At 74.9% G+C, this 14,630-nt stretch carries 13 protein-coding genes; 7 read left to right on the plus strand and 6 right to left on the minus strand.

Annotated features, from left to right (window positions below):
* The first annotated feature begins 13 nt into the window (after positions 1-13).
* Together ACFVXH_RS22160 and ACFVXH_RS22165 are read left to right on the plus strand one after the other, a co-directional pair.
* Complete coding sequence (locus tag ACFVXH_RS22160; RefSeq protein ID WP_387826337.1) at positions 14-706, plus strand: class I SAM-dependent methyltransferase; 693 nt, start codon at positions 14-16, stop codon at positions 704-706.
* Between the two features lie 95 nt (positions 707-801).
* Positions 802-1,902 carry a TolB family protein gene (locus tag ACFVXH_RS22165; RefSeq protein WP_387826340.1) on the plus strand — a complete coding sequence of 367 codons (1,101 nt, stop codon included), beginning with the start codon at positions 802-804 and terminating at the stop codon, positions 1,900-1,902.
* Here the strand turns inward: ACFVXH_RS22165 and ACFVXH_RS22170 are convergent.
* Positions 1,899-4,142, minus strand: a complete 2,244-nt coding sequence (locus ACFVXH_RS22170) for a hypothetical protein (RefSeq protein ID WP_387826342.1) — start codon at positions 4,140-4,142, stop codon at positions 1,899-1,901. The two genes, ACFVXH_RS22165 and ACFVXH_RS22170, sit on opposite strands and share 4 nt — an antisense overlap.
* Positions 4,143-4,553: 411 nt before the next feature.
* Here ACFVXH_RS22170 and ACFVXH_RS22175 point away from each other — a divergent pair, with 411 nt between their 5' ends.
* Positions 4,554-5,141, plus strand: a complete 588-nt coding sequence (locus ACFVXH_RS22175) for a TerD family protein (RefSeq protein WP_049656177.1) — start codon at positions 4,554-4,556, stop codon at positions 5,139-5,141.
* 188 nt (positions 5,142-5,329) lie between these two features.
* Here ACFVXH_RS22175 and ACFVXH_RS22180 read toward each other — a convergent pair whose 3' ends face one another.
* Positions 5,330-6,790: a lytic transglycosylase domain-containing protein gene (locus ACFVXH_RS22180; protein WP_310593228.1), complete on the minus strand. Its 1,461-nt coding sequence runs from the start codon at positions 6,788-6,790 to the stop codon at positions 5,330-5,332.
* A 490-nt stretch (positions 6,791-7,280) separates the two neighbouring features.
* On the opposite strand from ACFVXH_RS22180, the gene ACFVXH_RS22185 reads away from it, so the two are divergent.
* Both ACFVXH_RS22185 and ACFVXH_RS22190 read left to right on the plus strand, forming a co-directional pair.
* A complete protein-coding gene (locus tag ACFVXH_RS22185) occupies positions 7,281-7,691 on the plus strand; it encodes a hypothetical protein (RefSeq protein WP_143204668.1) in 411 nt (136 codons plus the stop codon).
* Between the two features lie 18 nt (positions 7,692-7,709).
* Positions 7,710-8,018 (plus strand): hypothetical protein, encoded by a 309-nt coding sequence (locus tag ACFVXH_RS22190; protein ID WP_387826346.1) that lies wholly within the window; start codon positions 7,710-7,712, stop codon positions 8,016-8,018.
* A 13-nt stretch (positions 8,019-8,031) separates the two neighbouring features.
* Here ACFVXH_RS22190 and ACFVXH_RS22195 read toward each other — a convergent pair whose 3' ends face one another.
* From ACFVXH_RS22195 to ACFVXH_RS22205, 3 genes are all read right to left on the minus strand, one after another.
* Positions 8,032-9,651 carry an alpha/beta hydrolase gene (locus ACFVXH_RS22195; protein WP_241853090.1) on the minus strand — a complete coding sequence of 540 codons (1,620 nt, stop codon included), beginning with the start codon at positions 9,649-9,651 and terminating at the stop codon, positions 8,032-8,034.
* Positions 9,652-9,781: 130 nt separating this feature from the next.
* A complete protein-coding gene (locus ACFVXH_RS22200) occupies positions 9,782-10,423 on the minus strand; it encodes an NAD(P)-dependent oxidoreductase (RefSeq protein ID WP_387826349.1) in 642 nt (213 codons plus the stop codon).
* Between the two features lie 55 nt (positions 10,424-10,478).
* Positions 10,479-11,402, minus strand: coding sequence for an EamA family transporter (locus tag ACFVXH_RS22205; RefSeq protein ID WP_387826352.1), 924 nt, complete (start codon positions 11,400-11,402; stop codon positions 10,479-10,481).
* A 111-nt stretch (positions 11,403-11,513) separates the two neighbouring features.
* On the opposite strand from ACFVXH_RS22205, the gene ACFVXH_RS22210 reads away from it, so the two are divergent.
* Positions 11,514-12,011, plus strand: a complete 498-nt coding sequence (locus tag ACFVXH_RS22210; protein ID WP_375873748.1) for a MarR family winged helix-turn-helix transcriptional regulator — start codon at positions 11,514-11,516, stop codon at positions 12,009-12,011.
* A gap of 111 nt (positions 12,012-12,122) precedes the next feature.
* Here the strand turns inward: ACFVXH_RS22210 and ACFVXH_RS22215 are convergent, their stop codons facing one another.
* A complete protein-coding gene (locus ACFVXH_RS22215; protein WP_387826355.1) occupies positions 12,123-12,989 on the minus strand; it encodes a methyltransferase domain-containing protein in 867 nt (288 codons plus the stop codon).
* Between the two features lie 29 nt (positions 12,990-13,018).
* Between ACFVXH_RS22215 and ACFVXH_RS22220 the strand changes: the two genes are divergently transcribed.
* Positions 13,019-14,542 carry a PLP-dependent aminotransferase family protein gene (locus ACFVXH_RS22220; RefSeq protein WP_387826358.1) on the plus strand — a complete coding sequence of 508 codons (1,524 nt, stop codon included), beginning with the start codon at positions 13,019-13,021 and terminating at the stop codon, positions 14,540-14,542.
* The last annotated feature ends 88 nt before the right edge of the window (positions 14,543-14,630 follow it).

Below are 14,630 nucleotides of genomic sequence, written 5' to 3' on the forward strand. Positions count from 1 at the left end.
CGGAGGACGCGCGATGGACAGCCAGGACTGGGACGACCGCTACGCCGCGAGCGAGCTGGTGTGGGGTGCCGCGCCCAACCGGTGGGTGGTCCGCGAACTGGCCGGGCGCACTCCCGGCCACGCGCTGGACCTGGCCGCCGGAGAGGGCCGCAACGCGATCTGGCTGGCCGCCCAGGGCTGGGAGGTCACCGGACTGGACTTCTCCGCCGTCGCCCTGGAGCGCGCCGAACGGCTCACCGCCGAGCTGCCCGACGAGGTCGCCGACCGGCTCACCTGGCGCCACGGCGACGCCCGCGCCTACGAGGCCCCCGCCGCCGGCTACGACCTCGTCCTGGTCGCCTACCTGCAGATCCCCGCCGCGGAGCGCCGGGCCGCGCTGCGCCGCGCCGCCGACGCGCTCAGCCCCGGCGGCACCCTGCTGGTCATCGGGCACGACCTGAGCAACCTCACCGAAGGGGTCGGCGGCCCGCAGGACCCGGCCGTGCTCTTCACCCCGGAGGACGTCCTGGCGGACCTCGCCGACCGCGGGCTGCGCACCGTCCGCGCCGAGCGGGTGCACCGGACGGTCGGCGGCGAGCCGGGCCACAAGGGCGCTGCGGGCGCCGGGAGCGCCGGGAGCGCCGAGGGCGCCGAGGCGAACGGGGGCGGCCAGGGCGGCCGGGTCGCGGTGGACGCGCTGGTGCGGCTGGAGCGGAGCGGCGGATGACGGGCGGGGGCGCCGGCGGGGCCTGCCGGACGGCTGCGCCCTGATCCGCCTGGCGGCGCACGACAATTGACGACTCGTCAACTAGCTTGTGGGGTATGAGGACTCGCATGCTCCCGGCGGTCTTGGCTGCCGTCGTGCTCCTGGCCGGCTGCGGCAGCTCGGGCTCCGGTTCCGAGGAGGAGCCGGCGCCCGGACCGACGGGTGCGCCGTCGGCCGGCGGGTCGTCGACCGGCGCGGCCCCGACCGGCGTGGCCCCGAGCGGCACCTCCCCGAGTGGGGCCGAGCGCCGCGCCGACGGTGCCCGGCTGCTCTACCGCGCCGGGGGCGGCCACAGCGCGCAGAACCCGGCCTTCGCCCCGGACGGCCGCTCGGTGCTGCTGACCGAGTTCAGCGGGGGCTACAACAAGGGCGCCGCCGCCCTCAGCATCCTGCCCCTGGACGGTGGCGCGCCGCGCACGGTGTTGGAGGATCCCGACAAGGCGGCCGTCAACCTCCCCGGCAGCAGCTGGAACGCCGCCGCCGACGCCTTCGCCTTCGCCACCGACCGGGAGTCCGGGCACGACGAGGTCTGGCTGATGAAGCCGGGCGGCGCCCCCGAGCGGGTGACCAGCCACGCCGACGGCAGCGGTTACAGCGAACCGAGCTTCTCCCCGGACGGCGAGTGGATCGTCTTCCAGCAGAGCTGGGAGCCGGAGCACGCCGCGGTGCACGGCGACGCGGCCGAGCAGGACTCGCTCTGGAAGGTCCGCCGCGGCGGCGGCGCGCCCGTCCTGCTGGTGGACGGCCGGGGCACCGGATCCGACAACCGGCAGCCGAACTGGTCCCCGAAGGGCGACCGGATCGTCTTCCAGCGGCGGAGCGCGGGCCGCGAGGACTGGTCGCTGTGGACGGTGGACGCGGACGGCGGCGGACTGCGGCGGGTCACCGACGCGCCGGGCGAGCACACCGACCCGAGCTGGTCCCCGGACGGCCGCTTCCTGGTCTTCTCCTCCAACCTCGGCGACCTGCCGAACGCCCAGGTCTTCGTGGTGGACGCGGGCGGCGGCACTCCCGTCCGGGTGACCCGCGACGACACCGCCTACGACGGCGCGCCGAGCTGGTCCCCGGACGGGCAGTGGATCGCCTTCGAGTCCGCCCCGGGCGGCGAGGCCAACCCCGCCGCCCTCTGGCGCATCCAGGCCCCTGGAAACGGCTAGCCGACGGTGATCGTCACCACCGAGTACTGGGCGACGGTCAGCGGCACGCTGACCGTCGCGCCGGTGACGGTGTACGGGACGGCCTTGGGCGCCGGGTCGGTGCCGTCCGGGCTCGCGACGGTGACGGCGGTGACGCCCGCCCCGGCCGGGAGGGCGTAGGAGAGCGTGCAGTTGGCGGGTGCGCTGTGGAACGCCGCCGGGGTGTCGCCGAAGTTGGTGAAGTTCACCAGGTGGACGACGGTGTCGGCGCCGAGCCGCCGGGCGTCCAGGAAGATCCGGCGGTCCCCGGCGAGGGTGACCGCCGGCGGGGCGGCCTGCTGGACGGCGGTGAGCAGCTGGTCCGCCGAGGCCTGGTCGGTCTTGGTGAGGTAGCTCAGCCCGGGCAGTGCCTTGACGTACCAACAGCTTCCGCTGCCGTAGGAGTTCCGCTTGCCGGTGGGAAGCGGGTCGGCCCTGCGCAGGCCGAGCACGTCGGAGAGCGCGAACTCGGTGCGCTGGCCGCCGAGTTCGTCCAGCGCGGTGGGTGCCGGTCCGGTGATCACGATGGTTCCGCCGGCCGAGACGAAGCCGCGCAGCAGCGCCGCCTCGGTGTCCGAGACCGCCTGGAGGTTGGGCAGCAGCAGCACCTTGAACCGGGCCAGGTCGTCGGCGGTCAGACCGGGGCTGGACACCGTGTCGAACGGGACGTGGGCGTAGACCAGCGCCTTGACGGTTCCCCGGAACTCGCCGAGCCAGGGGAGCGAGGCGCAGCTCATCTGCGGGTCGTCGCCGCCCCACCAGTCGGTGATCCCGGCCGGGGCCTTGGCGTTGACGTACATCCCGTTGCCCTCGCCCGGGGCCACGTAGTCCCGGGACGGCGCCGAGTGGTAGACGCCGACCTGCGCGATCGAGGCCGGGTCGTAGAGCTTCGTCTGGTTGGTGCGCACGAAGCGGTACATCCGGGTGCGCATCGCGGCGTCCACGGTGTCGTTCTTGAACGGGGTCTTCACCTCGTACGGGTTGCAGCCGGCCGCGATCAGCTGGGACATCACCAGCGAGGCGTCGTCGGCCTGCCAGCCGTAGGAGAACGCCCAGGCCGGCTTGGTGCCGCTGGCGGCGCGGGCGTACTTGTACATGGAGATCAGGCAGACCCAGTCGGAGGCGGTGGCGTGCCGCATGCCGTCGTAGTTGCCGAGGATGTCCACCTCCCAGACCTGGCTGACGGCGCCGGGGGCCTGGCGCAGGTAGCCGCCGTCCAGGCCGATCGAGGTGGCGTAGCGGTAGTCCATCGACACGGTCTCGACGAAGGTGACCAGGTCGGGGTTGACCGAGCGGCCCGCGTCGGCGATGTCCAGCTGGAATTGGAGCAGGTTGCGGTGGCGCCACTCGACGTAGCGGCGGAAGACCGGGTCGGCGAAGTTCGCGGCCGTGGGCAGGGCGAGGCCGGTGTCGGCCTTGAACGCGGCGGCGCCCCAGGTGGAGGCGTCGCACCAGGTCTGCACGCCGTCGAAGTAGATCGGGACGTCCGGCCAGATGCCGTCCACGCCGGTCGCGGCCACGCCCTTGATCCGCTTGAGGTAGTAGTCCCGCCAGGGCGAGTTGGGGCTGAGCCAGACGCTCTCGTCGCCCGGGTCGACCCAGACCACCACGCTGCCGTAGAACACGTTGGGCTTGCCGGCGAGGTCGCGCTGGACCCAGTTCTTGCCCTGGTCGTTCTTGTAGAAGGAGCGGCCCTTCTCGCCGCCGGGGGAGATCAGCTCCAGCGACGGGTAGTACATGACGACCTTGAGGCCGGCGGCGTGGGCCAGGCCGGTGAACTGCTTCACCTCGGCCATGTGCGCGGCGAACTGGGCGTCGGTGAGCCAGTCGGAGAGCAGGGTGTCCAGCTCGATGACGCTGACCTCCTGCGCCTTGAGGGCGTCCACGGCGCTCTGCATGTCGGCGGGCTCGTTGAAGGTGCCGTCGGCGACGCGGGCGTAGCGGGCCCAGTCCGGCCAGGTCTGCGCGGCGGTCCCGGGGGCGGCGGCCAGGTGGGAGGTGGGCCACTGGCCCTGGTACTCCGAGTTTCCGTAGTCCCCGGCCGCGGCCGGTGCGGGCGGCGGCCCGGCGGCCCAGGCGGCGCCGCCGTTCAGCAGCCGGACGGTGGCCAGCGCGCCGCCGGCGCCGAGGCCGGCCCGGAGCAGTCTGCGGCGGCCGAGGCGGGATCCCCCCGGGCGTTCGGGGGTGGTGTGCTGTTCGGTTCCTTCGTGCTGCTCGGGCATGGTGGTCCCCCCAGCGTGAGCGGGCCGGCGCGGGTCGGCCTGGCCCGGGAACGGTCGTGAGCACTGCGAGTGGTGAGCACGGTGGATCGTGGGCACTGCGAGTGGTGAACACGGTGGGTCGTGAGCACGGTGGATCGTGGCGTACGGCGATCGGTGCGCGGACGGCGCGCCGTGGTTGCCGGCGGCGGTCCCGGGGCCGACCCTAGACCGTGCGCCGCCCCGGTCGTCCGGTCGCGGTCCACGGCTACGCCAGACGTCTGACCGCCGGTTCCCTCAGTGTGCGGACCGTTGTCGGGGTGAGGTCCGGGGGAGTTCGGGGTAGGGGTGCTCGCAGGGCGCCGTCGATGATCATAAATTCTCTACAGTGCTGTAGATTCGCGGCACGGGCGGTGGCAGAACGAGGAGGACGCGATGAGCGTTTCGCTGGCCAAGGGACAGAAGATCAGCCTGGAGAAGCCGGGCGGTGGACAACTGAGCCTGGTCCGGATGGGCCTCGGCTGGAAGGCGGCGGAGCGCAAGGGCTTCTTCGCCAAGCTGCTCGCCGCAGGCCGGGAGATCGACCTGGACGCCTCGGCGGTGCTGTTCGCCCAGGGGCGTCCGGTGGACGTGGTGTTCTTCCAGCACCTCAACAGCAACGACGGCTCGGTCCGGCACAGCGGGGACAACCTGGTCGGCGGCGCGGGCGACGCGACCGACGACGAGTCGATCACGGTCGACCTGACCGCCGTCTCCGCCGAGGTCGACCAGATCGTCTTCACCGTCAACTCCTTCACCGGGCAGACCTTCCAGGAGGTCGAGGCGGCCTTCTGCCGGCTGGTGGACGAGACCACCGGCGTCGAGCTGGCCCGCTACACGCTCACCGCCGGCGGCCCGTACACCGCCCAGGTCATGGCCAAGGTGCAGCGCACGGCCACGGGTTGGCAGATGACCGCGATCGGCCAGCCGGCCAGCGGGCGGACCTTCCAGGACCTGATGCCGGAGCTGGTCAAGCACCTCTGAGCCGCCGGGGCGGGTGCCCGGCGCTGCCGGCGTCATGGGGCGCGTCCCGGTCGTCGACGACGGGACGCCGGTCGTCGCCCAGCGCTTCCGGGTGGTCGGGGCGGACAACGGCGCGCGGCCGTGAGGCAGTGACCGGCAGCGCCGGTTGAGCGGGGCGCGGTTCCTCAGGAGGAACCGCGCCCCTTTGCTCACTTCGTCGGGGCGGCCGACGGCGAGAAGGCGGCGCTGGGAGTGGTGCTGGGCGCGCCGCTCGGGGTGTCCGTCGCGGTCGGGGTGGGGGTGGGGCAGCCCGGGAGGGGCGTCGCCGTCGGGGTGCCGGTGGGCGTGGCGGCCGGGGACGGGGAGCCCGTCGGGGTGGGCGTGCCGGTGGGGGTGGCCGTCGGGTCCGGGCAGCTGGTGGGCGTACCGGTCGGGGTACCCGTGGGCGTACCGGTCGGAGTCGTGGTGGGCGTGCCGGTCGGGGTCGCCGTCGGGGAGGCGCCGCCGCTCGGGGTGGTCGTCGGCGTCGCCGACGGCGAGGTCGAACCGCCGGGCGTGGGCGTGGCGGTGGCGCTCGGGGTCGTCGTCGGCTGGGGGCTCGGCGACTGGTCCGGCGTCGGCGTGACCGGTGCGGGCGGCTGCGGCTCCGTGGTGGGCGTGCCGCCGGTGCCCGTGCCCGAACCGCCGGTGGGCAGGCCCGGGAGGTACGGCGAGGGCAGCGGGGCGGGCGGCACCGGGGAGCCCGGACGGTTCGGGACGGTGGTCACCGTGCCGCTGCCGTAGTGCGCCATCCAGTTGCGCACCGTCCGCAGGTACTCGCCGGAGTTGTTGTAGCTGAGTATCGCCCGGTCGAGCTGCGCCGGGTCGGCGAGGTCGCGTCCGCCCGCGCACAGGTAGCGGCCGGCGCTCTCGGCGGCGTCGAAGATGTTGTTCGGGTCGGCCTTGCCGTCGCCGTTGGCGTCCACGCCCCAGGAGGCCCAGGTGGAGGGGATGAACTGCATCGGCCCGACGGCGCGGTCCCAGCGGGCGTCGCCGTCGTAGCGGCCGCCGTCGCTGTCGGGTATCGCGGCGAAGCCGTTGCCGTCCAGGGCCGGGCCGAGGATCGGCGTCAGCGTCGTGCCGGCGGCGTCCACCTGGCCGCCGTTGGCCTGGCCGGACTCGACCTGGCCGATCGCGGCGAGCAGCTGCCACGGCAGGTGGCAGCCCGGCGAGCGCTGCGCCAGCGAGGCCTCGGCCTGCCGGTAGGCGGCGAGCACGGTGGCGGGCAGCGCGGGGCCGGTGGCCGCGAACGGGCCGGCCGAGGGCAGGCCGGGCAGGGTGCCGGGAGGCTGCGGGAGCTGGACGGTGCCGCCGCCGTCGGCCGGCACGCCGGTGCCGAAGGTGCCGGGGAGGTCCGTCGAGGGGCCGCCGCCGGGCAGGTAGCGGCCGGCGCCCTGATCGGCGGCGCCGTTCGCCGGACCGGCGTCGGCGACCGCGGCCGGGGCGAGCCCGATGCCCGTCACCTGAGAGCCGGTCAGCGCGGCCAGCGCGGCGAAGGCCGCCGCCGTCCCCGTGACCCGCTTGCCTATCCGGACCTTCCGCCCGTCCTTGGCCTTGCCGATCCGCACCGTCATCCGCTGCCCCTCCCCGTTGCCGTCCGGACCCTTCCGGAACGGTTGAGCTGTCGTCATCGTGCCCGTCCAGCCGAGGACCGGGCCCGCCGCCGCCACGATTAGTATCACGACGATCTGACAGGGACAGGGTGACCGGGAGGCGGACCGGAGCCCTCCGAGGGGTTAACTCGGCACCTCAGCGGGGGTGCGGCCGGGCGCCGTGCCGTCCGGCCGCCTGCGCCGCCTACCGCTTCCCGACCGCGACCCGGCGGCAACTCCCGTTCCGGTACGGAGAGTTGACCGGGAGGCCAACACCGGTGGGACAGGCGCTCCCGGGCGCCGGACCGGCGGTTCGGGGCACGGGGGTGGTGCGTCCGCGGCGTTTCGGGCCCCCCGGCGCCGCCCGCTGCCGCCCCTGCTGACCTGCTGGAACGTCGGAGGGCGTCGGTGGCGCCACTACCAGGAAGGACGTCGGGACGCCAGGGCGCGACCCCGACTCGGCCCTGGACGGGTGACGTTCTGGTGAAAATGGGCATGCCAGGAATGACTGCCCGGCATGCTGTGCCGCGTGATGATGCGGATGGAGGTCCAGACCGTGAGCCCGAACCTGCCGGAGACCCTCGCCGAGGGGACGGTCGTCCTGCCGGCTCCCCCTCGGGTGGTGGACGACCTGGCCCGTGACCTGACCCAGGCCGCCGCGGCCGTCCGGGCGGTGTCGCGCACCCGCCGCTCCGGTGGGGACGTCGCGGTCGCCGCGTACACCGCCGTGGTGTGCACCGGGCGGTCCCCCGCCGGCGTCCTGGAGGAGGCCGCCGCCTGGTGCCGGCAGGCCCCCGAGGCCGAGGTGCACTCGCTGGCCTGGGCGCGGGTGCCGGGACACCGCGAGGACGTCCACGAGTACCGCGTCACCATGGCCGTCAGCTTCCCCGACGACGAGACCGGCGAGCACGTCGGGGACACCCACCACGCCTACCGCTGACGCCGTATCATCGCCCTCATGACCGAGGGGGGTACGAACGAGATGACGAAGGACCCGACCGCCGACCCGGACGGCACGGCCGCGGAGGAGCACGCCGACGGCCCGCGGGAGCTCTCACGGGCCGCCGCCGTCGTGGTCACCCTGCTTGCGGCGCTGTCCGGCGCCGCGGTCCTGCTGGCCGTGTTCCACTGGCTGGGGTGGGGCGTCCCGTGGGTCGGCTGGATGGTCGCCAAGGCCGGGATCAAGCTCGCCGTCGGAGGGTTCGCCGGGCTGGCCGTCGGCTTCGCCTGGCTCCGGGGCAGACTGCGGGCGCGGCCCCGGAACTGACCGGCGGCCGGTCTCAACCGGCCTGCGGGGAGGGGCAGGTGAGGTCGCGCCCCGGTGCGGTGCCGTCCAGCAGGTAGCGCTCGACCACCGCGCTGACGCAGGTGTTGGACGTGGGGTACTGGCCGTGGTCGCCGCTCCCGGTGACGGTGACCAGCCTGGAGCCGCGCAGCGCGCGGTGGGCGCCGAGCGCCGCCTCGTAGTAGGTCGCCGGATCGTGCACCGAGTTGAGCATCAGCGTGGTCGGCAGGTGGGCGCCGGTCACCGTGACCTTGGGCGCCGGGGCGACCGGCCAGGCGGCGCAGACCGCGCTGAAGGCGAGCGTCCGGGCCCCGGCCAGCGGCCAGCGGGCGGTGTTCTCGGCGCCGCGCTCGATCCAGCTGCCCAGGTCCCTGGTCCACGGGGTGTCGTTGCAGGTCACCGCGAAGTACTCGGCGAGGAACTCCGGGCTGAGGTAGCTGTTGAAGGCCTTCGCGGCCGCCGCCCTGGTCGCCGGAGCGGCGCCCTGCCAGTCGTCGACGGTGGCCAGGATCCCGGCCAGGTCGGGGAAGTTGGCCGCCCGGTAGATCGCCGACATGGTGAGGCTGTCCAGCTGGTTCGGGCCGATCGTCACCGGGCCCTCGACGATGGGGGAGTCGTGCAGCGCGGCCCGCCGCTGCTCCCAGTGCGCCCGCACCTGCTCCGGCGTGGCGCCCCAGTGGTAGGTGGCGTCCCGGGCCGCGAGCCAGGGCACGAAGTCCTCGTCGAAGCGGCGCTGGAAGCTCATCGGCTGGCCCAGCTCGAAGGCCTCCCAGGTGCCGTCGAAGCCGATGTTGCTGTCCAGCACCATCCGTTCGACCCGGTGCGGGAAGAGCGTCCCGTAGTAGGCGCCGATCATGGAGGCGTAGGACGGGCCGTAGTAGCTGAGCCTGCGCTCGCCGAGCAGGCCGCGGAACAGGTCGATGTCGTGGGCCGTCTGCTCGGTGGTCAGGTAGGGGAGGAGGTCCCCGCTGCGCTCCTGGCAACCGGCGACCAGCTTCTTCGAGTTGGCGATGACCCGGTCGATCGCGGCGGGGGACTGGTCGCGGTAGTCGCCGGCCAGGAACTCCTGGAACTCCTCCGGGGTCTGGCAGACCGCCTTGGTGCTCTCGCCGACCCCGCGCTGGTCGAAGCCGACGACGTCGTACGCGGCGCCGAGCGCCGGGGCGGCGCCGGCCAGCCCGGCCGGGCGCAGCAGGCCCGAGCCGCCGGGGCCGCCGGCCGCCATCAGCAGGGTGCCCTTGCGCTTGGCCGGGTCGGTGGCGCGGTGCCGGGAGACGGCGATGGTCAGGTCGGCCCCGACGCCGGGGTGGTGCCAGTCGCGCGGGGCGGTCATGGCGGCGCAGTCCAGTGCGGGCTGCTGGGCGCAGGGCTGCCAGTTCAGGCTCTGGTGGGTGTACCGGGCGGGCGCCGGGTCGGCGTCGCCCGGGTCGCGGCCGGTGGCGGCCCCCGCGGTGGCGGGCGCCGCCAGGCCGGCCAGCACGGCGGCGGCGACGGCCAGCACGGCACGGCGGCTGCGCCGGGCGCGCCGCGGGGCGGTCTCGGCGGGCCGGCTCCCGGCCTTGCTCCGGGTCTGGTTCTGGTTCTGGGCCGGGGTCTTGGTCACGGTCTTGGTCACAGGAACGATCATGTCCGGCCCCGGCCTGACGATCGATCACCCCCACTGCCGTCTTCGGGGTGGTGCTGAGTACACCCCCGCCGGGGCGGGGGTGCCAGGGCCTCGGGTGGTCAGGTGGATGGGCAGGTGGTCAGTAGGCGGCTGTGAAGCGGGACCGGCGGTGGGCGGGCCGCTCGGTCTCGTCGAGGAGTGCGACGGCGAGGTCCTCCATGGAGATCGCCGAGGTGCCGTCGGCGTCGACCAGCAGCTCGTCGCGGCCGGTCCGGAACCGGCCGGTGCGCACGCCGGGCTCCAGCAGCGCGGCCGGGCTCAGGTACGTCCAGTCGGTGTCCGGGCCGGCGGCGCGGTAGAGGTCGAGCTGCTCGCCGCAGGCCAGGGCGATGGGCCGGATCGCGTCGGGGAAGCCGGGGCTTTCGACCAGGGTGGTCCCGCCGCCGCCCGGGACGAGCAGGCTGCCCGCGCCGCCGACGGCCAGCAGCCGCACGCCGGTGCCGGCGATCCCGGCCAGCAGGCCCTTGGTGGCGATGGCCAGCTCGTGCTCGCTGCCGGGCGCCGGGCGGGTGGCGGTGACCACCGCGTCCTGTCCGGCCGCGATCCGGGCGACGTCCTCGGGCGCCCGGGCGTCGCCGACGACCAGGGTGACGGCGGGCGGCAGGTCGTGCGGCTTCGCCGGGTCCCGTACGACGGCGGTGACGTGGTGGCCGCGGGACAGGGCCTCGGCCACGACCCGGCGGCCGACGTTGCCGGTGGCGCCGAACACGGTGATGCGCATGGGGTACTCCCTGGAGGTGGTGGGAAAGGGGTGGGAAGGGTGGGGCGGGGCGGGGTCAGGCGTTCTCGCGGACGGGCCGCGGGGCGGCCGTCGGCCCGGCTCCGGGTGCGGACTCCGGTGCGGTGCGCGGCCGTTGGATCTGGGCGGCGAGCAGCGAGCCGAGTACGACCAGGGCGCCGAGCGCCTGGAGCGGGCTGAGGTCCTGGCCGAGCGCCAGCCAGCCGAGCAGGGTGGCGACCACCGGGCTGAGCAGGGCGAGGAAGGAGACCGAGGTCGGCGGCAGGGCGCGGAGCCCGCGGAACCAGAGCACGTAGGTGACGGCCGCGCCGATCAGGCAGAGGTAGGTGTAGCCGAGCACGTTGGCAAGGCTGTAGTGGGACGGTGGGGCGCCCTCGGTGAGGAGCGTGACCGGCACCAGCAGCAGTCCGCCGGCGGTGAGCTGCCAGCCGGTGGTGGCGAGCATCGGCGCGGGGGAGGCCCAGCGCTTGGAGAGGACGATGCCGGCGGCCATCACCACGGCACCGCCGAGCGCGGCGACCACCCCGACCGCGTCCGGCTCGGCGTCGGCCCGCAGTACCAGCAGGCTGACGCCGGCGACGCCCGCGATCCCGGCCAGCACGGTGCGCAGGGTGAGCCGGTCGCCGAGGACCAGGGCCGAGAGCCCGGCGGTGACCAGGGGTTGGACGGCGCCGACGGTGGCGGCGATGCCGCCGGGCAGGCGGTAGGCGGCGATGAACAGCAGCGCCTGGAACACCCCGATGTTCAGCGCGCCGAGGATCAGCGAGCGCCACCACCAACTGCCCTGCGGCAGACGGCGGGTGAGGGCGATCAGGAGGAGTCCGGCGGGCAGGCAGCGGATGACGGCGGCGAGCAGCGGGCGCCCGGGTGGCAGGAGTTCGGTGGTGACCAGGTAGGTCGTGCCCCAGACCGCCGGGGCGAGGGCCGTCACCAGGACGAGGGCGAGGCGATTTCTTAGCACTAAGGCAATGTATCTCAGCGCTAAGGCATTCTTCACCGCATCGAGTGAGTGACATGGCTCACGGTTACCTCAGCGCTAAGGAATGTGGTCGGGATCGCCTACCCTGAACCCGTGGCAGATCATGTGGACCGCGTCGTCGCGCAGTGGGGCACCGAGCGCCCCGACCTGGACGTCTCCCCGATGGAGGTGTTCGGCCGGCTCAAACGCCTCTACCGGCTGGTGGACACGGCGCTCAACCGCACCTTCGCCGAGCACGGGCTGGACGCCGCCTCCTTCGACGTCCTCGCCACCCTCAGGCGCAGCGGCCCGCCCTACCGCCTCACCCCCACCGGCCTGATGCGGTCCGCGATGGTCACCTCCGGCGCCATCACCCAGCGGCTGGACCGGCTGGAGGCCCGCGGACTGGTCACCCGCGCCCGCAGCGACCAGGACGGCCGCAGCCGCGAGGTCGCCCTCACCCCCGAGGGCCGGGACCTGATCGACCGCGCGCTGCCCGACCACCTCGCCACCGAGTACCGCATGCTGGCGGGCCTCGACGAGGCGCAGCGGACGGCGCTCGTCGAGGTGATGCGCACCCTGCTGGCGGACCTCGGGGACAGCCCGGAGTAGCGCGGTCGGGGTTTGGCTCCCAGGCGGGCCCCGCGGGCGCGATCGTGACCCCCGTCCACGACCCCGCCCGCGGGGCCCGCTCCGGCAGGAGCAGGTCCCGGCGGGCCCGCGCTACGGCCGGACCGCCACCGCCTTGAAGAAGGTGTAGTGGAACGTCCCGCCCGGCTCGGCCGCGCGGCGCAGCTCCGCGATGCCCCGGTCGAAGGCCTCCGGGGTGCTCAGTCCGGCCTCCAGCGCCTCCGCCCGGACGGCCTCGACCATCGCGACGAAGGTCCGGCGGGTGAAGCCCTCCACCAGGGCGGGCCGGGCGTCGTCGGCGTAGACCGTGCGCGGGCGGACCGTCACCCGCGCGAAGCCGGCCTCCGTCAGCAGCGGGTGGAGGCGGCGGCCGAGCAGGCCGTCGCCGCCCGCCCGGGCCTGCAGCCGGACCAGGTGGTCGACGGTGCGGTGGGCCGCCGGGGTCTCCGGGTGGAAGAGCGCCGAGCCGTGGTCGCCCTCGATCACGGTGATCGTCCCGCCCGGCCGCAGCACCCGGAGAAGCGCCGCCAGCCCGGCGGCGGGGTCGGTCAGGTGCTCCAGCACGAAGCAGAGGAAGACGTGGTCGAAGGAGCCGTCCGGGAACGGCAGTCGGTGGAGGTCGCCGTGGTGCCAGGTGACGTCCGCGGCGGGTGCCTGCGCGGCCACCCGGGAGCGGGCCTGGGCCAGCGAGTCCGCCGAGAGGTCGGCCGCCGTCAGCCGCACGCCGGGGCTGGCGGCCAGCAGGTGCACGGTCTGCGCCCCCACCCCGCAGCCGGCCTCCAGCACCCGGCTGCCCGCGGGGTAGGCCGTGCCCGCGTGCAGCAGTTCGGCGAGGGTGTCGGCCTGGTCGCCGAGGCGTCGGGCCTCGGTCTCCGAGTAGCCGTGGACGTAGTCGGGGCCGTGGTCGAGCCCGTGCTCCGGCGCCGCCGCGTTCGCGGGCGCCGTCGTTTCCGTGGTCATGGCCCCACCCTCGCCGCCACTATGGTCCGGTGAACAGGTCCAAAGTCGAGGCATCCGACCGGTCCAAAGAGGCCGGCGCCGACTTCCTCCAGCTCGACACCACCGAGGCCCCGCCCGGCGGCCTCACCGACTGGCTCGCCCGCCGGCTGCGCGAGGCCGTCGCCGACGGGCGGCTCCCGGTCGGGGCCCGGCTGCCCGCCGGCCGGGTGCTGGCGGCCGAACTCGGCGTCTCCCGCGGGGTGGTGACCGACGCCTACCGGCGCCTCGCCGAGGAGGGGCAGGTCGCCGGCCGCGGGCGGGGCGGCACGGTCGTGGTCGCGGCCACCGCCGTACCGGACCCGGCCGTCGTCGTACCGGGGGAGGCGCCCGCGGCGCGGCAGCCCCGCCAGGCGCCCGCGCTGTTCCGGGACGACCCCGACCCCGAGGTCTTCGACCGGCTGCGCGGCGCCCCCGCCAGGATCGACCTCACCCCCGGCGTGCCCGACCTCGCGGCCTTCCCCCGCGCCGCCTGGCTGCGCGCCGAACGGGCCGTCCTCGACGGCCTCGCCGCGTCCGACCTCGGCTACGGCGACGTGCGCGGCACCCCGGCCCTGCGCCGGACCGTCGCCCACTGGCTGGCCCGCAACCGGGGCATCCGCGCCGACCCGGACGAGGTGCTGATCGTCGCCGGTACGGCCCAGGCGCTCGCCCTGCTCGGCCGCGCGCTCGGGCGGGCGGGCATCGACGAGGTCGCGGTGGAGGACCCGGGCTCGGTCGGCGTCCGGCAGCACCTCGCCCACTGGCTCGCCGCCACCCCGCCCGTCCCGGTCGACGCCGAGGGCGTCCGGGTCGACGCGCTGCGCGCCACCGGCGCCCCGGCCGTCCTGCTCACCCCCGCCCACCAGTTCCCGACCGGTGTCGTGCTCGGCGGCGAACGGCGCCGCGAACTGCTGCGCTGGGCGGCGGAGGGCGGCCTGGTCATCGAGGACGACTACGACGCCGAGCATCGCTACGACCGTCCGCCCGTCCCGGCCCTGCGGGCGGTCCTGCCGGATCGTGTCTGCTACGCGGGCAGCGTCTCCAAGCTGCTCGCCCCCGCGCTGCGCACCGGCTGGCTGCTGGTCCCGGACCGGCTGCGGGACGCCGTCCTGGAGGCCAAGCGGTTCGCCGACCTCGGGAACCCGGTGCTGCCCCAGCTGGTCCTCGCCCGGCTGATGGAGTCCGGCGACCTCGACCGGCACCTGCGGCTGCTGCGCCGCCGCCACCGCCGCCGCCGGGACGCGATGATCGACGCCATCCGCACCCACCTGCCGGGGGCCACGGTGCACGGCGCGGCGGCCGGCCTCCACCTGATGCTGACGCTTCCGGAGGGATGCGGCCGTACCGATACGGGGTTGGCCGCCGCCGCCCTGGCGGAGGGGGTCAAGGTGCAGCCGCTGTCCTGGCACGCCCGGTTGCCGTACCCGCCCGGCCTGGTCCTCGGCTATGCGGCGGGCTCGGTGTCCGAGATCGCCGAGGGTGTGGGCGTCCTGGGCCGGCTGGTCCGCGGAGAGGCGTCACCTCGCGGAGATTGAGTCGGATTATCGGATGAATACGGTGTATGGGGGAATGCCGCGCCGCACCCCTGGGTACGTTGACATGCCGAAGTCACCTGTCGACCGG

Origin of the sequence: Kitasatospora sp. NPDC058184 (assembly GCF_042883725.1) — a bacterium.
GTDB lineage: Bacteria > Actinomycetota > Actinomycetes > Streptomycetales > Streptomycetaceae > Kitasatospora.